Source organism: Nocardioides pyridinolyticus, from assembly GCF_054653575.1.
Genome location: NZ_BAAIFY010000011.1, coordinates 64,742 through 81,865 on the forward strand (window position 1 = coordinate 64,742; position 17,124 = coordinate 81,865).

Sequence of the window (17,124 nt, forward strand, 5' to 3'; positions counted from 1 at the left end):
GGGTGCTCACACCAGCCCCCCGACGAACTGGCGGGTGCCGGCCATCTCCGGGCCGAGGAACCGGCGGCCGATGGTCTCGAACTCCTCCGGCGAGCCGGTGGTGAGGAAGGTGTAGGTGGGCGTGCCGTCGGGGCGGAGCAGGTCGGCCTGCGTGAGCGTCCGGTAGACGTCCTTGGCGCACTCCTCCGCGCTGCTGATCAGCGTGACGTTGTCGCCCATGACGTAGGAGATGACGCCGGTGAGCAGCGGGTAGTGCGTGCAGCCGAGGATCAGCGTGTCGACGCCCTCGCTGGTCAGCGGGTCGAGGTACTCGTGGGCGAGGCCGATCAGCTCGTCGCCGCCGGTGACGCCGGCCTCGACGTAGTCGACGAACGCCGGGCAGGCGCGCGTGGACAGCCGCACGTGCGGCGCCGCGGCGAACGCGTCGTCGTAGGCGAGCGACTCGGCGGTGGCGCGGGTGCAGATCACGCCGATCCGGCCGGTGCGGCTGGCGGCGACCGCGCGCCTGGTGGCCGGGAGGATCACCTCGACCACCGGGACGTCGTACCGCTCCCGCGCGTCGCGGAGCATCGCGGCGCTGGCGGAGTTGCAGGCGATGACCAGCGCCTTGACCCCCTGCTCGACGAGATGGTCGAGGCATTCGAGCGCGTACTCGCGGACCTCGCCGATCGGCTTGGGGCCGTAGGGCTGCCGGGCGGTGTCGCCGACGTAGACGATCGACTCGTGCGGCAGCTGGTCGATGACGGATCGGGCGACGGTCAGGCCGCCGAACCCGGAGTCGAAGATGCCGATGGGGGCATCGGTCCCGGTCCCCGTCGCCGTCCCCGTCACAGTGCGCACAGCGGCAAGGCTAGGACGTCCCGCCCCCGGACGCATGGGCACGCGACCCACGTCACCAGAGACGGCGATCACTCCGGGTTATGTTGGAAGGGTGTTCACCGCCTTCCTCTCGGCCGTCGTCGCGCTCGCCACGCTGGTCCCCGCCGCGGTGGGCGAGCCGGCGCCCGAGTCCCACCCCGAGTCCCACCCCGAGTCCCACCCCGAGTCCCAGGTCGTCGCGATCTCCGTCGACGGGCTCAACGTCGACGCGATCCGCCGGCTCGGGCGCGCCGGAGCGCCGACCCTCCACCGGATGCTGGACGAGGGTGCGGGCACGCTCAACGGACGCACGGAGTACGAGCAGTCGGTCACGCTGCCCAACCACGCCAGCATGATGACCGGGCGCCGGATCACCGCGCGGTTCGGCGGACACGGCGTCACCTGGGACGACGACCGTCCCGGCACCACCGTGCAGCGCGCGGCCGGGCACGCGGTCGCGTCGGTGTTCTCGACGGTGCACCGGGCCGGCGGCGACACCGCGCTCTACTCCACCAAGGCGAAGTTCGCGCTCTACGAGCGGTCCTGGCCGCGGGCGATCGACACGTTCGTCACCCGGGAGAACCAGCGCCGACTGGTCGCCCTGGCCCGCGCCGACCTGCGCGACGGCGCGCCAGCCTTCACCTTCCTGCACGTCTCGCTGCCCGACCGGGCCGGGCACGCGCACGGCGGCCTGTCCCCGGAGTACCTCGCCGCCGTGCGGCGCACCGACACCCAGCTCGGCACCGTGCTGCGCGCCGTCGCCGGGAGAGATGTCACCGTGGTGCTGACCGCCGACCACGGCTTCTCCCCCGACGGGCTCAGCCACTCCGACCGCACCGATGCCGCGAACTACACGATCCCGTTCCTGGTGTGGGGCGCCGGCGTCGAGCCGGGCGACCTCTACGACCTCAACCCGGACTACCGGGACCCGGGCACCCGCCGTCCGTCGTACGCCCCGGACCGCCAGCCGGTCCGCAACGGCGACCTGGCCAACCTGGCCACCGGGCTGCTCGGTCTGGACCGCGTGCGCGGGAGCCGCTTCGGCTCGGCGCAAACGCTGGTCGTCGCCCCCTGACCGGGTGACAATCGCGGGATGACCGCCGAGGAGCAGCTCGAGATCCTGCGCCAGCGCATGGACAACGCCCAGCAGTTGGCCAACATGGGCGACTACGACTGGCACATCCCGACCGACACGAACCGGTGGTCCGACCAGCTCTACCGCATCTACGGCTACGAGCCGCAGGCCTTCGCGATGACCTACGAGCGGTTCATGGCCCTGGTCCACCCCGAGGACCGGGAGGTGATCCGGAGCATCCACCAGCACGCGTACGCCACCGGCGAGCCCTACGAGATGGTCGAGCGGATCGTGCGGCCGAACGGCGAGGTCCGCTACCTGCACTCCAACGGCCAGGTCATGATGGGTCCGGACGGCTCGCCGGAACGGATGCGCGGCACCTGCATCGACGTGACCGACCAGGTGCTGGCCGAGCGGGAGCGCGAGGCCGCGGCGGTCGCGCTCCACGAGCAGGAACTGCGGCGCCGTCAGACCGTCGAGATCAACGACAACATCGTGCAGGGGCTGACCGCCGCGTTGTATGCCCTCGAGCTCGGCGAGGCCGAGAGCTGCCGCTCCTACCTCGACGCCACGCTGGCGGCCGCGCGGTCGATGATGGAGCCGGACGCCGACCTGGTGCGGACGGAGCCGGCGTCGCTGGACCAGCGCGGCCGGGGTTTCGACTGCTGACCGCCCGGAACCCGCGCTACGCCCAGAGCTGGCCCTCGAGGCGGTCCTCCGCCTCGTCGACCGTGCCCTCGTAGGCACCGGTCGAGAGGTACTTCCAGCCGGCGTCGGCGACCACGAACGCGATGTCGGCGCTCTCGCCCGCCTTGATCGCCTTGGCGGCCTGGCCGAGCGCGGCGTGCAGGATCGCGCCGGTCGAGATGCCGGCGAAGATGCCCTCGAGCTCGAGCAGCTCGCGCACCCGGCGGACGGCGTCGCGCGGGCCGACCGAGAAGCGGCTGTCGATCAGCGCGGCGTCGTACAGCTCGGGCACGAAGCCCTCGTCGAGGTTGCGCAGGCCGTAGACGAGCTCGCCGTACCGGGGCTCGGCGGCGACGATGCGCACGTCCGGCTTCGCGGACCGGAAGTACCGCGAGACGCCCATGAGCGTGCCGGTGGTGCCGAGGCCCGCGACGAAGTGGGTGATCGACGGCAGGTCGGCGAGCAACTCGGGGCCGGTGCCCTCCTCGTGCGCGAGGGCGTTGGCGGCGTTGCCGTACTGGTAGAGCATCACCCAGTCGGGGTGCTCCGCCGCGACCTGCTTGGCCACGCGGACGGCCTCGTTGGAGCCGCCGGCGGCCGGCGAGGAGACGATCTCGGCGCCCCACATGCGCAGCAGCTGGCGCCGCTCCTCGGAGGTGTTCTCGGGCATCACGCAGACGATCCGGTAGCCCTTGAGCTTCGCGGCCATGGCCAGCGAGATGCCGGTGTTGCCCGACGTCGGCTCGAGGATCGTGCAGCCGGGCCGGAGCGTGCCGTCCTTCTCCGCCTCCTCGATCATCCGGAGGGCCGGGCGGTCCTTGATCGAGCCGGTGGGGTTGCGGTCCTCGAGCTTCGCCCAGAGGCGTACGTCGGGCGACGGCGACAGCCTCGGCAGCCCGACCAGTGGCGTGCCGCCGACCGAGGCGAGGAGGTTGTCGTAGCGGGTCATGGCCCGGTCAGCTCAGCGTGCGCCGCCGGCGACCGCCGGCAGGACGACGACCTGGTCGCCGTCGCTGAGCTCCGCCTCGAGGCCGCCGATGAAGCGGACGTCCTCGTCGTTGACGTAGACGTTCACGAACCGCCGCAGGTCACCGTTCTCGATGAGGCGGTCCTTGATGCCCGGGTGGTTGGACTCCAGGTCGTCGATCAGCGCGCTCAGGCTGGCGCCCTCACCGTTGACGGCCTTCTCGCCGCCGGTGTAGGTGCGCAGGATAGTCGGGATCCGGACCTCGATGGCCATGTCTCTTGCTCCTCAGTTTGCGGGCAGCTCATCGACCACGGTGACCTCTTCCTCGGTCACTTCGCCGTCGACGATCCTGTACGACCTGAACTCCACGGGGCCCTCGTTATTCCCGTGCTCGCGTGTGCTGACCAGCACGTAGTGGGCGTTGGGCTCCATCGCCAGGCCGATGTCGGTGCGGCTCGGGTACGCCTCGGTCGCGGTGTGCGAGTGGTAGATGACCACCGGCTCCTCGTCGTTCTGGTCCATCTCCTTGTAGAGCTGGAGCAGGTCGGTCGAGTCGAACTCGTAGAACGTCGGGCTGCCGGCGGCGTTCACCATCTCCACGAACCGCGTCGGGCGGTCGCTGCCCTCGGGCCCGGCGACGATCCCGCAGGCCTCGTCCGGGTGGTCCCTCCTGGCGTGCGCGACGATGGCGTCGTAGGTCGCGCGGTCGATGGTCAGCACGCGTGGTCACCGCCCAGGGATCGGCGAGGGCGGCCCGTGCTCCGGGTGCGTGCATCGCAAGGCGCCGGAGCGAAGCCGTACCGGCTCGTCCCGCGAGCGACGGCAACGCCGCGAGGTGCGTGCCCGGGGCGCGGGACGCGCGACGAGCTCTGGGTGGTGTCCACGTCCCTAGGTTACGAGGGCGCGGGACGGAACCGCGCCGCGGTCTCACCTGCGAGGACGTCGTCGATCCGCTCGCGCAGCCAGCGGGTCATCGGCGGCAGGCCGTCGACCGGCCACCACCGCACGTCGAGGTTCTCGTCGTCGTTGACGCGCGCCTCGCCGCTGACCCAGGTGCAGGCGAAGGTGAGGTCGAGGTAGACGCCGAGGTCGCCGTTGCCGTGCACGACCCGGGGGCTGGCGCCGACCGAGGCGAGCCGGTCGACCGTGACGACGACGCCGGTCTCCTCGAGCGCCTCGCGGGCGGCGCCGACCGCGGGCTCCTCCCCCGGGTCGAGGATGCCGGTGACCGGCGCCCACTCGCCGTTGTCGGCGCGCCGCGTGAGCAGGATCTCGTCCCCGCGCCGTACGACGGCGGTGACGGCGGGCAGCCAGAGCTCGGTGGAGCCGACGAGAGCGCGCAGCTCCGCGACGAAGGGCGGGATCGGCATCAGTCGCCCCTCATGAGCTCAACGCACCGACGAGGGTCTCCTGGAGGTAGCCGACCCACTCGTAGATGTCGTGCGCCTGGGCGCGCGGGTCGTCGTCGGGCAGCGAGTGCCAGTAGGCCTCGTCGCCGTCCTCGATCTCGAGCCGGGTGGCGAGCGCGAGCCGCAGGTCGGTGAAGGACCGCATCCAGGTCTCGGCGGTCGCGTCGTCGAGCTCGACGTCGATCATGAGCCCGTCCTCGGTGAGCTCGCGCGGGAGCCCGGCGTCCTCCAGGCCGTCGATGATCGTGATCGCCGCCGCGGCCTTGCCGTCGCGCAGCGAGCCCTCGGTGAACCGTCGGAACTCGGCCGCCGCCTCCTCGTCGCGGGGGTACGCCGTCGGGAACAGCCGCGCCAGCACCGGGTCCTCCGGCTCCTGGGTGGGGCCGGAGAAGTCCAGCATCGCCTCGAGCGGGTCCGCGGTGTCGTTCGGGACCGCCGCCTCGTTGCGCAGCAGCTCGACCAGCTGGCCCGCGAGCGAGCGCAGCAGGTCGGCCTCGAAGCCGGTGAAGTTCGCGATGATCAGCTTGCTCCGCCGGTGCCGGTGGAAAGCACTCATCTCTGGCAACTCACGTCAGTCAGTCCTGCTTGTCCATGGTCGCCCAGAGTCCGTACTCGTGCATCGCCTGCACGTCGCGCTCCATCTCCTCGCGCGTGCCCGAGCTGACAACCGACTTGCCGTCCTCGTGGACCTCCATCATCAGCTTCTCGGCCTTCGACTTGTCGTAGCCGAAGTACTTCTGGAAGACGTAGGTGACGTAGGACATGAGGTTGACCGGGTCGTTCCACACGATGGTCACCCAGGGCTTCGCCGTCTGGACGGTCTCATCGGGGGTGGTGGTCGGTTCGACCTCGACGGGCGCGGTCACGATGCCCATGTTGGCACACTGACCCACGTGACTCCCCCCGTGACACCATCGACGGCGCTGCTCACCGACCACTACGAGCTGACCATGCTCCAGGCCGCGCTGCGCTCGGGCGCCGCGCACCGCAGATCGGTGTTCGAGCTGTTCCCGCGGCGGCTCCCCGAGGGCCGGCGGTACGGCGTCGTGGCCGGCGTCGGGCGGGCGCTCGACGCGATCGAGGCGTTCCGCTTCGGCCCGGCCGAGCTGGCCGTGCTGGAGGACGTCGTCGACGGGCCGACGCTCGAGTGGCTGGCGGCGCGCCGCTTCTCGGGCGACGTGTGGGGCTACGCCGAGGGCGAGGCCTACTTCCCGCACTCGCCGCTGATGATCGTCGAGGCGTCGTTCGCGGAGGCGGTGCTGCTGGAGACGCTGCTGCTCTCGATCTACAACCACGACTCGGCGATCGCGTCGGCGGCGTCGCGGATGACGCTGGCCGCCGGCGACCGGCCGTGCATCGAGATGGGGTCGCGGCGCACCCACGAGGAGGCGGCGGTGGCGGCCGCGCGGGCGGCGTACGTCGCGGGCTTCGCGACGTCGTCGAACCTCGCCGCGCGGGAGCGGTACGGCGTGCCGACGACCGGCACCAGCGCCCACTCGTTCACGCTGCTGCACGACACCGAGACCGACGCGTTCCGCGCGCAGGTCGACTCGCTCGGGGTGGGCACGACGCTGCTCGTGGACACCTACGACGTCGAGGCCGCCGTGCGCGCCGGCATCGAGGTCGCGGGCACCTCGCTCGGCGCCGTCCGGCTCGACTCCGGCGACCTGGCCGTGCAGGCGTTCCAGGTGCGGGCGCTGCTGGACTCGCTCGGCGCGACGTCGACGCGGATCATCGTGACCAGCGACCTCGACGAGTACGCGATCGCCGCGCTCGCCGCCGCCCCGGTCGACGGGTACGGCGTCGGCACCCAGCTCGTGACGGGCAGCGGCCATCCCACGTGCGGGTTCGTCTACAAGCTGGTCGCGCGCGAGGGCGACGCCGGCGAGATGGTGTCGGTCGCGAAGCGCAGCGTCGACAAGGCCTCGGTCGGTGGCCGCAAGTACGCGCTGCGGCGCCGGTCCGCCGCCGGGATCGCCGAGGCCGAGGTGATCGGCATCGGCGCGCCGCCGGTCGACGACGGCGACGACCGTCCGCTGCTGGTGCCGCTGGTGCGCGCGGGCGAGGTGGTCGGGCGCGAGCCGCTCGACGCGGCGCGGGAGCGGCACCTGGACGCGCGGGCGGAGCTGCCGGTGGAGATCCAGCAGATGTCCCGCGGGGAGGCCGTGATCCCGACCGTTACGGTGTGAGCATGACGCGCGCGCTGCTGGTGGTCGACGTCCAGAACGACTTCTGCGAGGGCGGGTCGCTGCCCGTTGCCGGCGGCGCCGCCGTCGCGGCCGACATCCACACGCTGCTCACCGCGTGGGTCGAGAAGGGGCCCGACGCCCCGGCGTACTCCCACGTGGTGGCGACCAAGGACCACCACGTCGCGCCGGGATCGCACTGGTCCGACGAGCCGGACTACGAGCACTCGTGGCCGGTGCACTGCGAGGTCGGCACCGACGGCGAGGCGTTCCACCCCAACCTCGACCCGCAGCCGTTCGACGCGATCTTCCTCAAGGGCGAGCACGAGGCGGCGTACTCCGGCTTCCAGGGGAAGTCGATCGAGGGCGTGCCGCTCGCGGACTGGCTGCGCGCGCACGGGGTGGACGCGGTCGACGTCTGCGGGATCGCGACCGACTACTGCGTGCGGCAGACCGCGCTCGACGCCGCGAAGTTGGGCTTCCCGACGCGGCTGCTGCTGCCGCTCTGCGCCGGCGTCGCGCCGGAGACGTCCGCGGCGGCGGTGGACGAGATGGCGGCCGCCGGGGTCGTCGTTGAGTGAGCTGCTGGAGTCGTACGCCGACGGCGTGCTGACCCTGACGTTCCACCGGCCGGAGGCGCTCAACGCGGTGACGCCGTCGATGATGACGGGGCTGGCGTCGACGCTGGAGGGCGTGAGCGCTCGCCCGGAGGTCCGGGTGGTGGTCATCACCGGGACCGGCGCCGGCTTCAGCGCCGGCGCCGACACGGCCACGCTGCGGCTCGCGCCCTCGCATCCGGTCGAGACGATGGACGGCGCCAACCGCGTCATCCGCGCGGTCGTCTCGTGCCCGGTGCCCGTGCTCGCGGCGGTCAACGGCATCGCCGCCGGCGTCGCCTGCTCGGCCGCCCTGGCCTCCGACATCATCGTCGCCGCGGAGTCGGCCGCCTTCCTGCTGCCGTTCTCGCGCATCGGCCTGATGACCGACGGCGGCTCCTCCGCCTCGGTCGCCGCCTCGATCGGCCGCGCCCGGGCGATGCGGCTCGCGCTGCTGGGCGAGCCCCTGCCGGCCGCGGAGGCGCTGTCGGCCGGCCTCGTCACGCACGTCGCCCCGGACGCCTCCTTCGAGGAGCTCGTGGCCCGGCTGTCGCGCCGCCTGGCCGCCGGCCCTCCGCTCGCCCTCGCCGGCATCAAGAAGGCCATCAACGCCGCCACGCTCCCCCACCTCGAGGCCGCCCTCGACCGCGAGCACTCCGGCCAGCGGGCCCTCTTCACCACCGCCGACTTCACCGAGGGCCTCGACGCGTTCGCCGAGTCCCGCAAGCCGGTGTTCCGCGGCGAGTGAGCCGGTCGCCGTCCCGCATGTAACGCGGGGTTAGACCTTCTGTGATCCCGTTCGAACGGGGTCACCAGTGTGCGTAACCCCGCGTTACAGCGGTCGTCCGGCTCAGCGCCGGCGACGCCGGATGACGTACGGCGCGAGGTCGTCGATCGAGTCGCCGAACCGAGCGTTCGTGTCGCGGATGTCTCGCAGCAACCACTCCTGCGTGGCGGACCACCGCCCCGGCTGGACGTCTGCCCAGACCACGCGCGACATGCCGAGCTTGAACCCGCACACCCAGTCCTGGCGCCTCTTCTCCTCCCAGACGACCTCGTCCGGGGAGCGTGCGGCGAACCCCCCGGCTTCGACCCGGCGGTACTTGTGACGCCCGTCGAACTCGATCAGGTGTCGCCCGACGCGGAAATCGACCCAGGCGACCCGACCGCGGTCCTGCAGGCCGAACTGCGGGTGCACCAACCCGACACCGAGCTGCTTCAGCATCAGGAGCGTGAGGTCTTCGCCCGGGTTCTCACATCGCGGGTCGGCCCACTCGGCGGCCAGGCGCGGAACGGTGACATGTGGCCAGTGGCGCATCGGCTCCACGGCCGCCCGGAGAGCCCGGATCGACACCCCCGCCCTGAGCGCGGAGTTGGCGGCCACGATCGCGTGCCGGAGTCCGTGCTCCCGGCCGATGTCGGCGACGGTCCGAGGGATGTCGAGCACCGGGTGCTCGTCGACGAACACGATGTGATCGGTCGCGACCGGAGCCTTGTGGTGCTTGACCCCGTGCCTGGTGCGGCCGCCGAGAGCCCCGATCCGCGTCACGTGCACCAGCCGGGGCGTCGCCTCGAGGATCGGCAGGCCGTGGAGGTACGCCGCGGAGTCGTGGCTCAGGAAGTGCGGGAGTCGCATGGTCAGGGTCGCCGCCCAGACCTCGAGTCGAGGGCGCCCGACGTACGGATCGAGCGACTCCCAATGGGCACGGGTCGTGTAGACCCCGCGCCGGACGACGACCCACTCCCGACTCCGCACCAACGCGGCCACCTGCTGGACGGTCATGCCGGCCGCAAGCGCCTGCCGTCGCAGGATCAGCCCGTGTTGACGGGCCATGTGATGGGCGAACCGGGACTGCATGGTCCGACCATTCCCCCGGCCGGGCGCCTCCCACCCACCTCCGTCGCCACCTGTGGACAACGGCTGTAACGCGGGGTTGGACCTTCTGTGATCCCGTTCGAGCAGGGTTCCCAGTGGACCTAACCCCGCGTTACATCCGGAAGGCGCACTCAGCTGACGGTGATCGGCTCTCCGCCGGAGACCAGCCGCCAGTCGACGGAGGCGAAGTCGGTGGGGTCGATGGTGCCGTGCGCGGTGACCCAGTCGATGAGCAGCTGGCGGATCTCGTTCTGCCGGTTGTAGACGACCGGGGCGGCGGACACGGCCGGGAAGCCGCCGCCGCCGGACTGGCGGTAGTTGTTGACCGCCAGCACGAACTGGTCGGCTTCGCCCACCGCGACACCGCCGTAGGACAGCCCGAGGATGCGCGAGCCGACCGGCTGGGAGATGTCGATGTCGTAGGTCAGCGGCGCGTCGAGTCCGGCGACGGAGTCGAAGTTGTAGTCCGGGGTGCCGTTGGGAGCGGTGGTCGTGACGGCGTTCGTCACCTGGCTCATCGTGAACGGGCCGGGGCCGGAGACCTGCTTGAAGTAGCGGGCCGAGTACTCCAGGTACGCCTTCACGTCCGCGCCCGAGACCTGCACGCCGAGCAGCGTGTTGTCGTAGATGTAGAGACCCGCGACGTCGCGGACGGTCACCTCGCCGGCGGGGAACGACGCCGCGCGGTTGAACGGCGCGGCGATCGAGAGCACGGGCAGCGACGCGGCGTCACCACTCAGACCAGCGCGCACCGCGTCGGCCTGGACGAAGTTCACGAAGTCGATGATCGGGACGTCCTCGACGACCGCGCGGGCCGCCGACATCGCCGCGGCCGAGGTTCCGATGACCGAGTTGACGTAGCTGATGACGGTGTCGTGCTGCGACTGCACGGCGGCCGCGATCTTCGGGTCGGCGGCGACGGTGTTCGAGTTCAACACCTGCGAGCCGGACGCCACGAGGGTCCACCGGCGTCGCCCGTGCTTGGTGTAGGTCTCCTGCACGATCAGGTCCATCAGCGCGACCCGCATGCCCCAGTACGCAGGCTCGCACAGCAGCACCTGCTGCCCGGTCCTCTTGTTGCGCACGAACTGCTGGGCGATCTCCTTGTGCGCGTGGCCGACGAGGATCGCGTCGACGTGCGGAACCTCCTGCGCCACGAGCGACGCCGCGTTCTCGGGGTACGGCAGCGCGTCGCCGTACGACGAGGAGGTGTCCGCGCCGGAGTGGGCCGCGATCACCACGAGGTCGCAGCCGCGCCTCTTCAGCTCCGGCACGAACTTCTTCGCCTGCTCGACGAGCCCGGGGAACTCCATGCGACCGTCGACGTTGGCCTTGTCCCAGATCGCGATGCCCGGGTTGGTGAGCCCGAGCATGCCGACGCGGAGGGTGCGGCCGCGGCCCACCCGGAAGGTCTTGATGACGTACGGCTTGAACGCCGGCCGCTTGGTCGCGGGGTCGACGGCGTTGGCGCCGAGGAGCGGGAAGTTCAGCTGCTCCTCGAAGGTCCGCAGCGTGTCGAGCCCGTAGTTGAACTCGTGGTTGCCGAGCGCGGCAGCGTCGTACCGGACCAGGTTCATCGCGTTGGCCATCGGGTGCGTGGCACCTTCGGTGATCGGGTCGATCTTGGCGTAGTAGTACGCGAGCGGCGTGCCCTGGATGGTGTCGCCGGCGTCGAGGGTGAGGATCGGCTCGCCGCGCCGCTCCTTGCGCATCGCCTTGATGAGGGTCGCGGCCTTGGCGAGCCCGATGTCGTCGTGGGCGGCGTTGTCGAACTCCGCGTTCTTGAAGTAGTCCCAGTTGTAGACGTTGCCGTGCAGGTCGGTCGTGCCGAGCACGGTGAGCCGCACGCGGTTGCCCGGCTTCTGGGAGTTGTACTCACCGCCGTACGACGGGGCGGCGAAACCGGAGGCCGCGAGGGCGGCACCTCCGGTGAGTCCGGTGGCGAGCACGGAGCGGCGAGACGGCATGGCAGTGGACACGACAGTTCCTCCCGAGATGTGACCTGGCGGCACGATGTTGTATCCCGGAACCCGCACCCGCGACAAGGGTCCGGTCAGCACCAATTCTCCGCCAGCGTCCTGATCACCGTCAGGTTGCGGTTGGTGGCGACGCCGAGCTCCTTCTCGACGACGGCGTTGGTCAGCCGCGCCTCGTGGTAGTTCTCGCCGAGGAGCAGGTGCACCGCGCGGCCGCCGACGCGGGCGACCTCCTCGGCCGACGACCGCTCCTCGATCGCCGCGATCGCGGACGCCGTCGGCGGCGACTTCAGCAGCGAGACGTAGTGCCGGCCGCCGTGGCCGAAGGTCGCGGCCTCCGCCGCGATCGCGCGCAGCTCGTCGGGGGTGAACACGATCGTCGGCACCTCGAAGCCGCGGTCGGCCAGGAACGCCTCCTCGAGCGTGGCCTCGATCCTCGCGCGCGACCGCAGAGTCGTCTGGAAGCGGACGTTGCCGGTGTTGATGCAGGTCTCCACCGCGGTGAACCCGGCGCCCTCGACGGCCGCCACGATCGCGTCCTTCGGGAACTTCCGCTTCGCGCCCAGGTTGATCGCGCGCAGGAACGCCAGGTACGTCGCCATGGCCACATCCTGCCCGAGCCGGCGGGCGACAACGCCCCGGCTGCCACTGGCGGCCGGGGCGTCGCTCCCTCCCAGAAGGGAGACCGTGGGGCGCAGGCTCAGAGGTTCCCGCGCGCGTCCTGCTCGCGCTCGATGGCCTCGAACAGCGCCTTGAAGTTGCCCTTGCCGAAGCCGAGCGAGCCGTGCCGCTCGATCAGCTCGAAGAACACCGTCGGTCGGTCGCCGAGCGGCCTGGTGAAGATCTGGAGCAGGTAGCCGTCCTCGTCGCGGTCGACGAGGATCGCCCGCTTCTGGAGCTCCTCGATCGGCACCCGCACGTTGCCGATGCGCGCGCGGAGCTCGGGGTCCTCGTAGTAGGAGTCCGGGGTCGGGAGGAACTCCACGCCGTTGGCCCGGAGCGCGTCGACCGAGGCCAGGATGTCGTTGGTCGCGACCGCGAGGTGCTGGGCGCCGGCGCCGCGGTAGAACTCGAGGTACTCGTCGATCTGCGACCTCTTCTTGGCGATCGCCGGCTCGTTCAGCGGGAACTTCACCCGGTGGTTGCCCGACGCGACGACCTTCGACATCAGCGCGGAGTAGTCGGTGGCGATGTCGTCGCCGATGAACTCGGCCATGTTCGTGAAGCCCATGACCCGGTTGTAGAAGTCGACCCACTCGTCCATGTGGCCGAGCTCGACGTTCCCGACGATGTGGTCGAGGGCCTGGAACAGCCGCTTCGGCTCGCCGTCGCGCTTGTGCCAGGTGCTCTCCCTCGCGACGTAGCCGGGCAGGTAGGGGCCGTCGTAGCGGCTGCGGTCGACGAGCGTGTGGATGGTCTCGCCGTACGTCGCGATCGCGGCGATCCGGACGGTGCCGTGCTCGTCGGTGACGTCCTCGGGCTCGCGGACGACCGTCGCGCCCGCACCGCGGGCCTGCGCGATGCACCGGTCGACGTCGGGCACCTCGAGCGCGATGTCCACCACGCCGTCGCCGTGGCGGCGGTGGTGGTCGGCCAGCGGACTGTCCGGATCGACCGCGCCGTTGACGACGAACTTGATCGAGCCCGAGCGCAGCACGAACGACTTGTGGTCCCGGTTGCCGTTCTCGGGACCGGAGTAGGCGAGCAGCTCCATGCCCCAGGCGGACTGGTAGTAGTGCGCCGCCTGGGTGGCGTTGCCGACCACGAAGACGATCGCGTCCCAGCCGGTCACCGGGAAGACGTCCCGCTCCGCGTCGTACTCCACCAGACCCACGAGCTCCTTGAGCTGTTCGAGGGTCAGGTCCGCCTTGAGCTCGTCGGGTGTCAGCGTCATGCCCGGAGCCTGGCGTCGTGCGACACTCTGTGCAACCGTACGGCGAAACGCTGTGCAACCTGTCCAATGATGGAGGCCGACATGGACGCCCTCGACGGCAGATTGATCGAGCTCTTCGCCGCCGACCCCCGCATCGGCGTCCTCGAGGCGTCCCGGCGGCTCGGCGTCGCCCGCGGGACCGCCCAGGCGCGGCTGGACAAGCTCAGCGCCTCCGGCGTGATCACGGGCTGGGGGCCGGACCTCTCCCCCGAGGCGCTGGGCTACCCGGTGACGGCGTTCCTCACCCTGGAGATCCGCCAGGAGACCAGCCAGGGCGGCCACGACGTCGTCGGCACCCACCTCGCCGCGATCCCGGAGGTCCTCGAGGCGCACACGATCACCGGCGCCGGCGACATGTGGGCGCGCGTGGTGGCGCGTTCGAACGCCGACCTCCAGCGGGTCATCGACCTCGTGCTCGAGCACCCGGCGATCGTGCGGTCCTCGACGGTGATCGCGCTGGCCACCCAGGTGCCCTACCGGGTGCGGCCGCTGGCCCGGCGCGCGATCAGCGGCTGACGGCGGCCCGCTGGCAGGGCCGACACACGCCGAACAGCTCGACCGAGTGGCTCACCTCGTCGTAGCCGTTGTCGGCCGCCACCTTGCTCGCCCACTTCTCGACGGCCGGCCCCTCGATCTCGACGGTACGGCCGCACCGCCGGCAGACCAGGTGGTGGTGGTGCGTCCGGCTGCACAGGCGGTACGCCGCCTCGCCCGCGTCGGACTGCACCTGGTCCACCTCGCCACCCTCGACCAGCGCCTGGAGCGCCCGGTAGACGGTCGCGAGCCCGACCTTCTCGCCACGGTCGCGCAGGGCGGCGTGGATGTCCTGCGCACTGCGGAAGCCGTCGGACGCGGCGAGCTCGGCGAGCAGCGCCCGGCGCTGGCGGGTGCTCCGCTGGCGCGGCGCCGAGACCGGGGCGGAGTCCGGGGTGGGGGACGGCATGCCCCCACCGTAGTGGCGTCACCCGCGCGTCTCGTGGATGGCCATCACCGCTCCTCGCGGAAGGTCACGTGTCGTCGTACCCGCGGGTCGAACTTGCGGAGCTCGAGCCGGTCGGGGTCGTTGCGCCGACTCTTACGGGTGACGTAGGTGTAGCCCGTGCCGGCCGTCGACCGCAGCTTCACGATCGGCCGGACGCCGCTGGTCCGCCCGGCCATCAGACCCTCCCGCCGCGCCGGAGGATGTCGGCCACGACGGCGCGCTTGCGCTGGACGTTGACGTCGAACCGGCGGTTCGTGCGCCGGCGTCCCGTCACCTGACACGTGCGTGACATGCGTGAGCTCCTTCGTCATACTGAGAACGATTCTCATTCTATCAAAGGAGTGTCGATGAAGGAGCTCATGAGGACCCCCGTCGTGCTGCTGACCGGCGTCGGTCGCGAGGCGATGACGGCCGCGATGGTGGGGATGCAGTTCGACCTCCCGGCCGCCGTCGCCGTCCGGCACCACATCGACGTCGAGCGCAGCGTGCTGCAGCGGGTCGTCAGCGACGTGACCGGGGTCGTGGAGCACGTCGAGATCGACCTCGAGCACGCGTGCGTGACCTGCGCCGTCCGGGAGGACGTGGTGCCGACCCTGGAGCGGCTGGCCCGCAGCGGCCGCTGGCGCTCGATCGTCGCCCACCTGCCGATCGGCGCCGAGGCCCGCCAGGTCTGCGGCGTGCTCGCCCGGGACACGCGCCTCGCGCGGCATCTCCGGGTCACCGGCGTCGTGACCGCCGTCGACGGGCCGGGCGTCGTGGACGACCTCCTCGGCGACGACCTGCTGGCCGAGCGCGGCGACCACAGCTCGGAGGAGGACCGGCGCGGCGTCGGTGAGGTCGCTGCCGCGATGGTCGAGTACGCCGACGTCGTGGTCACCGACGGGACCGCGGAGCCGGACGGTGTCGAGCTGCTCGTGGCCCTCGCGCGACCGGACGCCACGATCGTCCGCGGGGTCGAGCACCTCGACGCCGCCGCCCTCCTCGCGGGCATCCACGACCACGAGCGCACGAGCGCGTGGACCGATGCGGTGCGCTCGACGCCGCTCCCCCGGGCGGGCTGGGACCACGTCTGGCGTCGCGAGCTCGTCTCCCCCCTGCCGTTCCACCCGGAGCGGCTGCTCGGCGACCTCGCGCGGCTCGGCGGCGGGCGGCACCGGTCCCGCGGCTGCTTCTGGCTTCCCACACGTCCGGACCGGGTCGTCGCCTGGGACGGCGCCGGCGGCCAGCTCAGCATCGGCAACGGCGAGCCCTGGGGCACGCGACCGCCGCTGACCCGGCTGGTGCTGACCGGCGTGGGGACGCCTCCGGCCGGCCTCGCCGACGCGTTCGGCTCGATGCTGCTCACGCCGGACGAGGCGGCCGCCCGTGGGAGCTGGCGTACGGCGGAGGACGGCTTCGAGCCCTGGCTGGGCCCGATCCGGAGGGCTGCATGAAGGTCCGCCCGGGCTGAGCACGCCGATGGGCCGGACACCCGAGCAGCTCGGGTGTCCGGCCCATCGCACGCGTGGAGGCGATCAGTCGCCGGCGACGGCCTTCTTGAACGCCGCGCCCGCCTTGAACGCCGGAGCGGTGGTCGCCGCGATCGCGATCTCCTCACCGGTCTGCGGGTTGCGGCCCGTCCGTGCGGAGCGCTCCCGCGCCTCGAACGTGCCGAAGCCCGGCAGCGTGACCTTGTCACCCGATGCCACGGCGTCGGTGATCGCCGTCAGCACGGCGTCGAGGACCGCGTCGGACTGCGCTCCGCTGAGGCCGGTCTTCTCGGCCACGGCGTTGCTCAGCTGGGACTTGTTCATCTGGTCTCCTAGGTTGTCCGTTCGAGTGCACGTACGATCCTACGCCGACCGATAATCGTTTTCATTATCTTCTCGGCGCGACTGCGCGAGTCCTAGGACAGCCGGGCCGCGACCTCGGCCGCGGCGGCCAGCACGTGCGGGGCGATCTCGTCCACGTCGATGTCGGCGAGGGTGACGATGCCGACGCTGGCCGAGAGGCCATCGACCCCGCGCACCGGGGCGGCCAGACCGCGGGCTCCGGGCTGGAGCTCGCCGGTGGTGATCGCGTACGAGGTCGCCTGAGGTCCCCCCCGTGAGTCGACTGTGGTGACGGCCGTGGGCGGCTGACGCCCCAGGAGGATCGCCCGGCCGGCGGCACCCCGGTCCAGCGGGTGGCGGGCCCCGACCCGGTAGCCGACGTGGAAGTCGGTCCACGAGGGTTCGACCACCGCGAGCGCCAGCGCCTCCTCGCCGTCGGCGACCGTCAGGTGCGCGGTGCAGCCGACGGTCTCGGCGAGGTCGCGCAGGACCGGGACCGCGAGGTCGCGGACGACGGGCTGCACGGCCGAGGCGAGGTGCAGGACGCCGAGCCCGACGTGCAGGCGGCCGCGGGTGTCGCGACGGACGAGTGCGTGCTGCTCCAGGGTGCTGACCAGGCGGTAGACGACCGTGCGGTTGACCTCGAGCCGGGACGCGAGCTCGGTGACGGTCAGCCCGTCGGAGGACGACGCGAGCACGTCGAGGACACGCAGTCCCCGATCGAGCGTCTGCGAGGTCTCGGCGGGCATCGCTCCACCCTAGGGCCGA

General features: G+C 71.6%; 23 protein-coding genes. 7 read left to right on the plus strand and 16 right to left on the minus strand.

Going from position 1 to position 17,124, the window contains the following annotated elements; genetic code table 11:
- Positions 1 to 6: 6 nt before the first annotated feature.
- Positions 7 to 840: a glutamate racemase gene (gene murI, locus ACYQ0U_RS11695; RefSeq protein WP_459972962.1), complete on the minus strand. Its 834-nt coding sequence runs from the start codon at positions 838 to 840 to the stop codon at positions 7 to 9.
- Positions 841 to 931: 91 nt separating this feature from the next.
- On the opposite strand from murI, the gene ACYQ0U_RS11700 reads away from it, so the two are divergent.
- Both ACYQ0U_RS11700 and ACYQ0U_RS11705 read left to right on the plus strand, forming a co-directional pair.
- On the plus strand, positions 932 to 1,933 hold the full coding sequence (locus ACYQ0U_RS11700; RefSeq protein WP_459972964.1) for an alkaline phosphatase family protein: 1,002 nt from the start codon (positions 932 to 934) through the stop codon (positions 1,931 to 1,933).
- A gap of 18 nt (positions 1,934 to 1,951) precedes the next feature.
- Positions 1,952 to 2,602, plus strand: coding sequence for a PAS domain-containing protein (locus tag ACYQ0U_RS11705; RefSeq protein ID WP_459972966.1), 651 nt, complete (start codon positions 1,952 to 1,954; stop codon positions 2,600 to 2,602).
- Positions 2,603 to 2,618: 16 nt separating this feature from the next.
- Here the strand turns inward: ACYQ0U_RS11705 and ACYQ0U_RS11710 are convergent, their stop codons facing one another.
- From ACYQ0U_RS11710 to clpS, 6 genes are all read right to left on the minus strand, one after another.
- Entirely contained in the window at positions 2,619 to 3,569 is a 951-nt protein-coding gene (locus tag ACYQ0U_RS11710; protein ID WP_459972968.1) for a PLP-dependent cysteine synthase family protein, read from the minus strand.
- Between the two features lie 12 nt (positions 3,570 to 3,581).
- Positions 3,582 to 3,860, minus strand: a complete 279-nt coding sequence (locus ACYQ0U_RS11715) for a MoaD family protein (RefSeq protein ID WP_459972970.1) — start codon at positions 3,858 to 3,860, stop codon at positions 3,582 to 3,584.
- 12 nt (positions 3,861 to 3,872) lie between these two features.
- Positions 3,873 to 4,307 carry a M67 family metallopeptidase gene (locus ACYQ0U_RS11720; protein WP_459972972.1) on the minus strand — a complete coding sequence of 145 codons (435 nt, stop codon included), beginning with the start codon at positions 4,305 to 4,307 and terminating at the stop codon, positions 3,873 to 3,875.
- Between the two features lie 173 nt (positions 4,308 to 4,480).
- Positions 4,481 to 4,957: an NUDIX hydrolase gene (locus ACYQ0U_RS11725; RefSeq protein ID WP_459972974.1), complete on the minus strand. Its 477-nt coding sequence runs from the start codon at positions 4,955 to 4,957 to the stop codon at positions 4,481 to 4,483.
- Positions 4,958 to 4,967: 10 nt separating this feature from the next.
- Positions 4,968 to 5,552, minus strand: coding sequence for a DUF2017 domain-containing protein (locus ACYQ0U_RS11730; protein WP_459972977.1), 585 nt, complete (start codon positions 5,550 to 5,552; stop codon positions 4,968 to 4,970).
- Between the two features lie 19 nt (positions 5,553 to 5,571).
- Positions 5,572 to 5,871: an ATP-dependent Clp protease adapter ClpS gene (clpS, locus tag ACYQ0U_RS11735; RefSeq protein ID WP_459972979.1), complete on the minus strand. Its 300-nt coding sequence runs from the start codon at positions 5,869 to 5,871 to the stop codon at positions 5,572 to 5,574.
- Positions 5,872 to 5,889: 18 nt separating this feature from the next.
- Between clpS and ACYQ0U_RS11740 the strand changes: the two genes are divergently transcribed.
- Genes ACYQ0U_RS11740 through ACYQ0U_RS11750 form a run of 3 tightly spaced genes read left to right on the plus strand, consistent with a single transcriptional unit; the run spans position 5,890 to position 8,526 of the window.
- Positions 5,890 to 7,185: a nicotinate phosphoribosyltransferase gene (locus ACYQ0U_RS11740; protein WP_459972982.1), complete on the plus strand. Its 1,296-nt coding sequence runs from the start codon at positions 5,890 to 5,892 to the stop codon at positions 7,183 to 7,185.
- A gap of 2 nt (positions 7,186 to 7,187) precedes the next feature.
- Positions 7,188 to 7,763, plus strand: coding sequence for an isochorismatase family protein (locus ACYQ0U_RS11745; protein ID WP_459972984.1), 576 nt, complete (start codon positions 7,188 to 7,190; stop codon positions 7,761 to 7,763).
- Positions 7,756 to 8,526: an enoyl-CoA hydratase gene (locus ACYQ0U_RS11750; protein ID WP_459972988.1), complete on the plus strand. Its 771-nt coding sequence runs from the start codon at positions 7,756 to 7,758 to the stop codon at positions 8,524 to 8,526. The genes ACYQ0U_RS11745 and ACYQ0U_RS11750 overlap by 8 nt, the downstream gene beginning before the upstream one ends.
- Before the next feature lie 102 nt (positions 8,527 to 8,628).
- Here the strand turns inward: ACYQ0U_RS11750 and ACYQ0U_RS11755 are convergent, their stop codons facing one another.
- From ACYQ0U_RS11755 to hppD, 4 genes are all read right to left on the minus strand, one after another.
- Positions 8,629 to 9,636 carry a type IV toxin-antitoxin system AbiEi family antitoxin domain-containing protein gene (locus ACYQ0U_RS11755; protein WP_459972990.1) on the minus strand — a complete coding sequence of 336 codons (1,008 nt, stop codon included), beginning with the start codon at positions 9,634 to 9,636 and terminating at the stop codon, positions 8,629 to 8,631.
- Between the two features lie 149 nt (positions 9,637 to 9,785).
- The gene (locus tag ACYQ0U_RS11760; RefSeq protein ID WP_459972993.1) at positions 9,786 to 11,633 is read right to left on the minus strand and encodes a bifunctional metallophosphatase/5'-nucleotidase; all 1,848 of its coding nucleotides are present in this window, start codon (positions 11,631 to 11,633) and stop codon (positions 9,786 to 9,788) included.
- Positions 11,634 to 11,707: 74 nt separating this feature from the next.
- Positions 11,708 to 12,232, minus strand: coding sequence for a DUF1697 domain-containing protein (locus ACYQ0U_RS11765; RefSeq protein WP_459972995.1), 525 nt, complete (start codon positions 12,230 to 12,232; stop codon positions 11,708 to 11,710).
- 98 nt (positions 12,233 to 12,330) lie between these two features.
- Positions 12,331 to 13,524, minus strand: coding sequence for a 4-hydroxyphenylpyruvate dioxygenase (gene hppD / locus ACYQ0U_RS11770; protein WP_459972997.1), 1,194 nt, complete (start codon positions 13,522 to 13,524; stop codon positions 12,331 to 12,333).
- Positions 13,525 to 13,605: 81 nt separating this feature from the next.
- On the opposite strand from hppD, the gene ACYQ0U_RS11775 reads away from it, so the two are divergent.
- Entirely contained in the window at positions 13,606 to 14,079 is a 474-nt protein-coding gene (locus tag ACYQ0U_RS11775; protein ID WP_459972999.1) for an Lrp/AsnC family transcriptional regulator, read from the plus strand.
- On the opposite strand, the gene ACYQ0U_RS11780 is transcribed toward ACYQ0U_RS11775, so the two are convergent.
- From ACYQ0U_RS11780 to ACYQ0U_RS11790, 3 genes are read right to left on the minus strand one after another with little or no spacing between them, the layout of a single operon-like run.
- The gene (locus ACYQ0U_RS11780; RefSeq protein WP_459973001.1) at positions 14,069 to 14,506 is read right to left on the minus strand and encodes a Fur family transcriptional regulator; all 438 of its coding nucleotides are present in this window, start codon (positions 14,504 to 14,506) and stop codon (positions 14,069 to 14,071) included. The two genes, ACYQ0U_RS11775 and ACYQ0U_RS11780, sit on opposite strands and share 11 nt — an antisense overlap.
- A gap of 44 nt (positions 14,507 to 14,550) precedes the next feature.
- On the minus strand, positions 14,551 to 14,721 hold the full coding sequence (rpmG, locus tag ACYQ0U_RS11785; protein WP_459973004.1) for a 50S ribosomal protein L33: 171 nt from the start codon (positions 14,719 to 14,721) through the stop codon (positions 14,551 to 14,553).
- Positions 14,721 to 14,837 (minus strand): large ribosomal subunit protein bL28, encoded by a 117-nt coding sequence (locus ACYQ0U_RS11790; RefSeq protein WP_459973006.1) that lies wholly within the window; start codon positions 14,835 to 14,837, stop codon positions 14,721 to 14,723. The genes rpmG and ACYQ0U_RS11790 overlap by 1 nt, the downstream gene beginning before the upstream one ends.
- Positions 14,838 to 14,892: 55 nt before the next feature.
- Between ACYQ0U_RS11790 and ACYQ0U_RS11795 the strand changes: the two genes are divergently transcribed.
- Positions 14,893 to 15,978, plus strand: coding sequence for a CobW family GTP-binding protein (locus tag ACYQ0U_RS11795; protein WP_459973009.1), 1,086 nt, complete (start codon positions 14,893 to 14,895; stop codon positions 15,976 to 15,978).
- Positions 15,979 to 16,059: 81 nt separating this feature from the next.
- Here the strand turns inward: ACYQ0U_RS11795 and ACYQ0U_RS11800 are convergent, their stop codons facing one another.
- Both ACYQ0U_RS11800 and ACYQ0U_RS11805 read right to left on the minus strand, forming a co-directional pair.
- Positions 16,060 to 16,338, minus strand: coding sequence for an HU family DNA-binding protein (locus ACYQ0U_RS11800; protein WP_459973011.1), 279 nt, complete (start codon positions 16,336 to 16,338; stop codon positions 16,060 to 16,062).
- Between the two features lie 92 nt (positions 16,339 to 16,430).
- The gene (locus ACYQ0U_RS11805; protein ID WP_459973013.1) at positions 16,431 to 17,105 is read right to left on the minus strand and encodes an IclR family transcriptional regulator; all 675 of its coding nucleotides are present in this window, start codon (positions 17,103 to 17,105) and stop codon (positions 16,431 to 16,433) included.
- Positions 17,106 to 17,124: the final 19 nt, after the last annotated feature.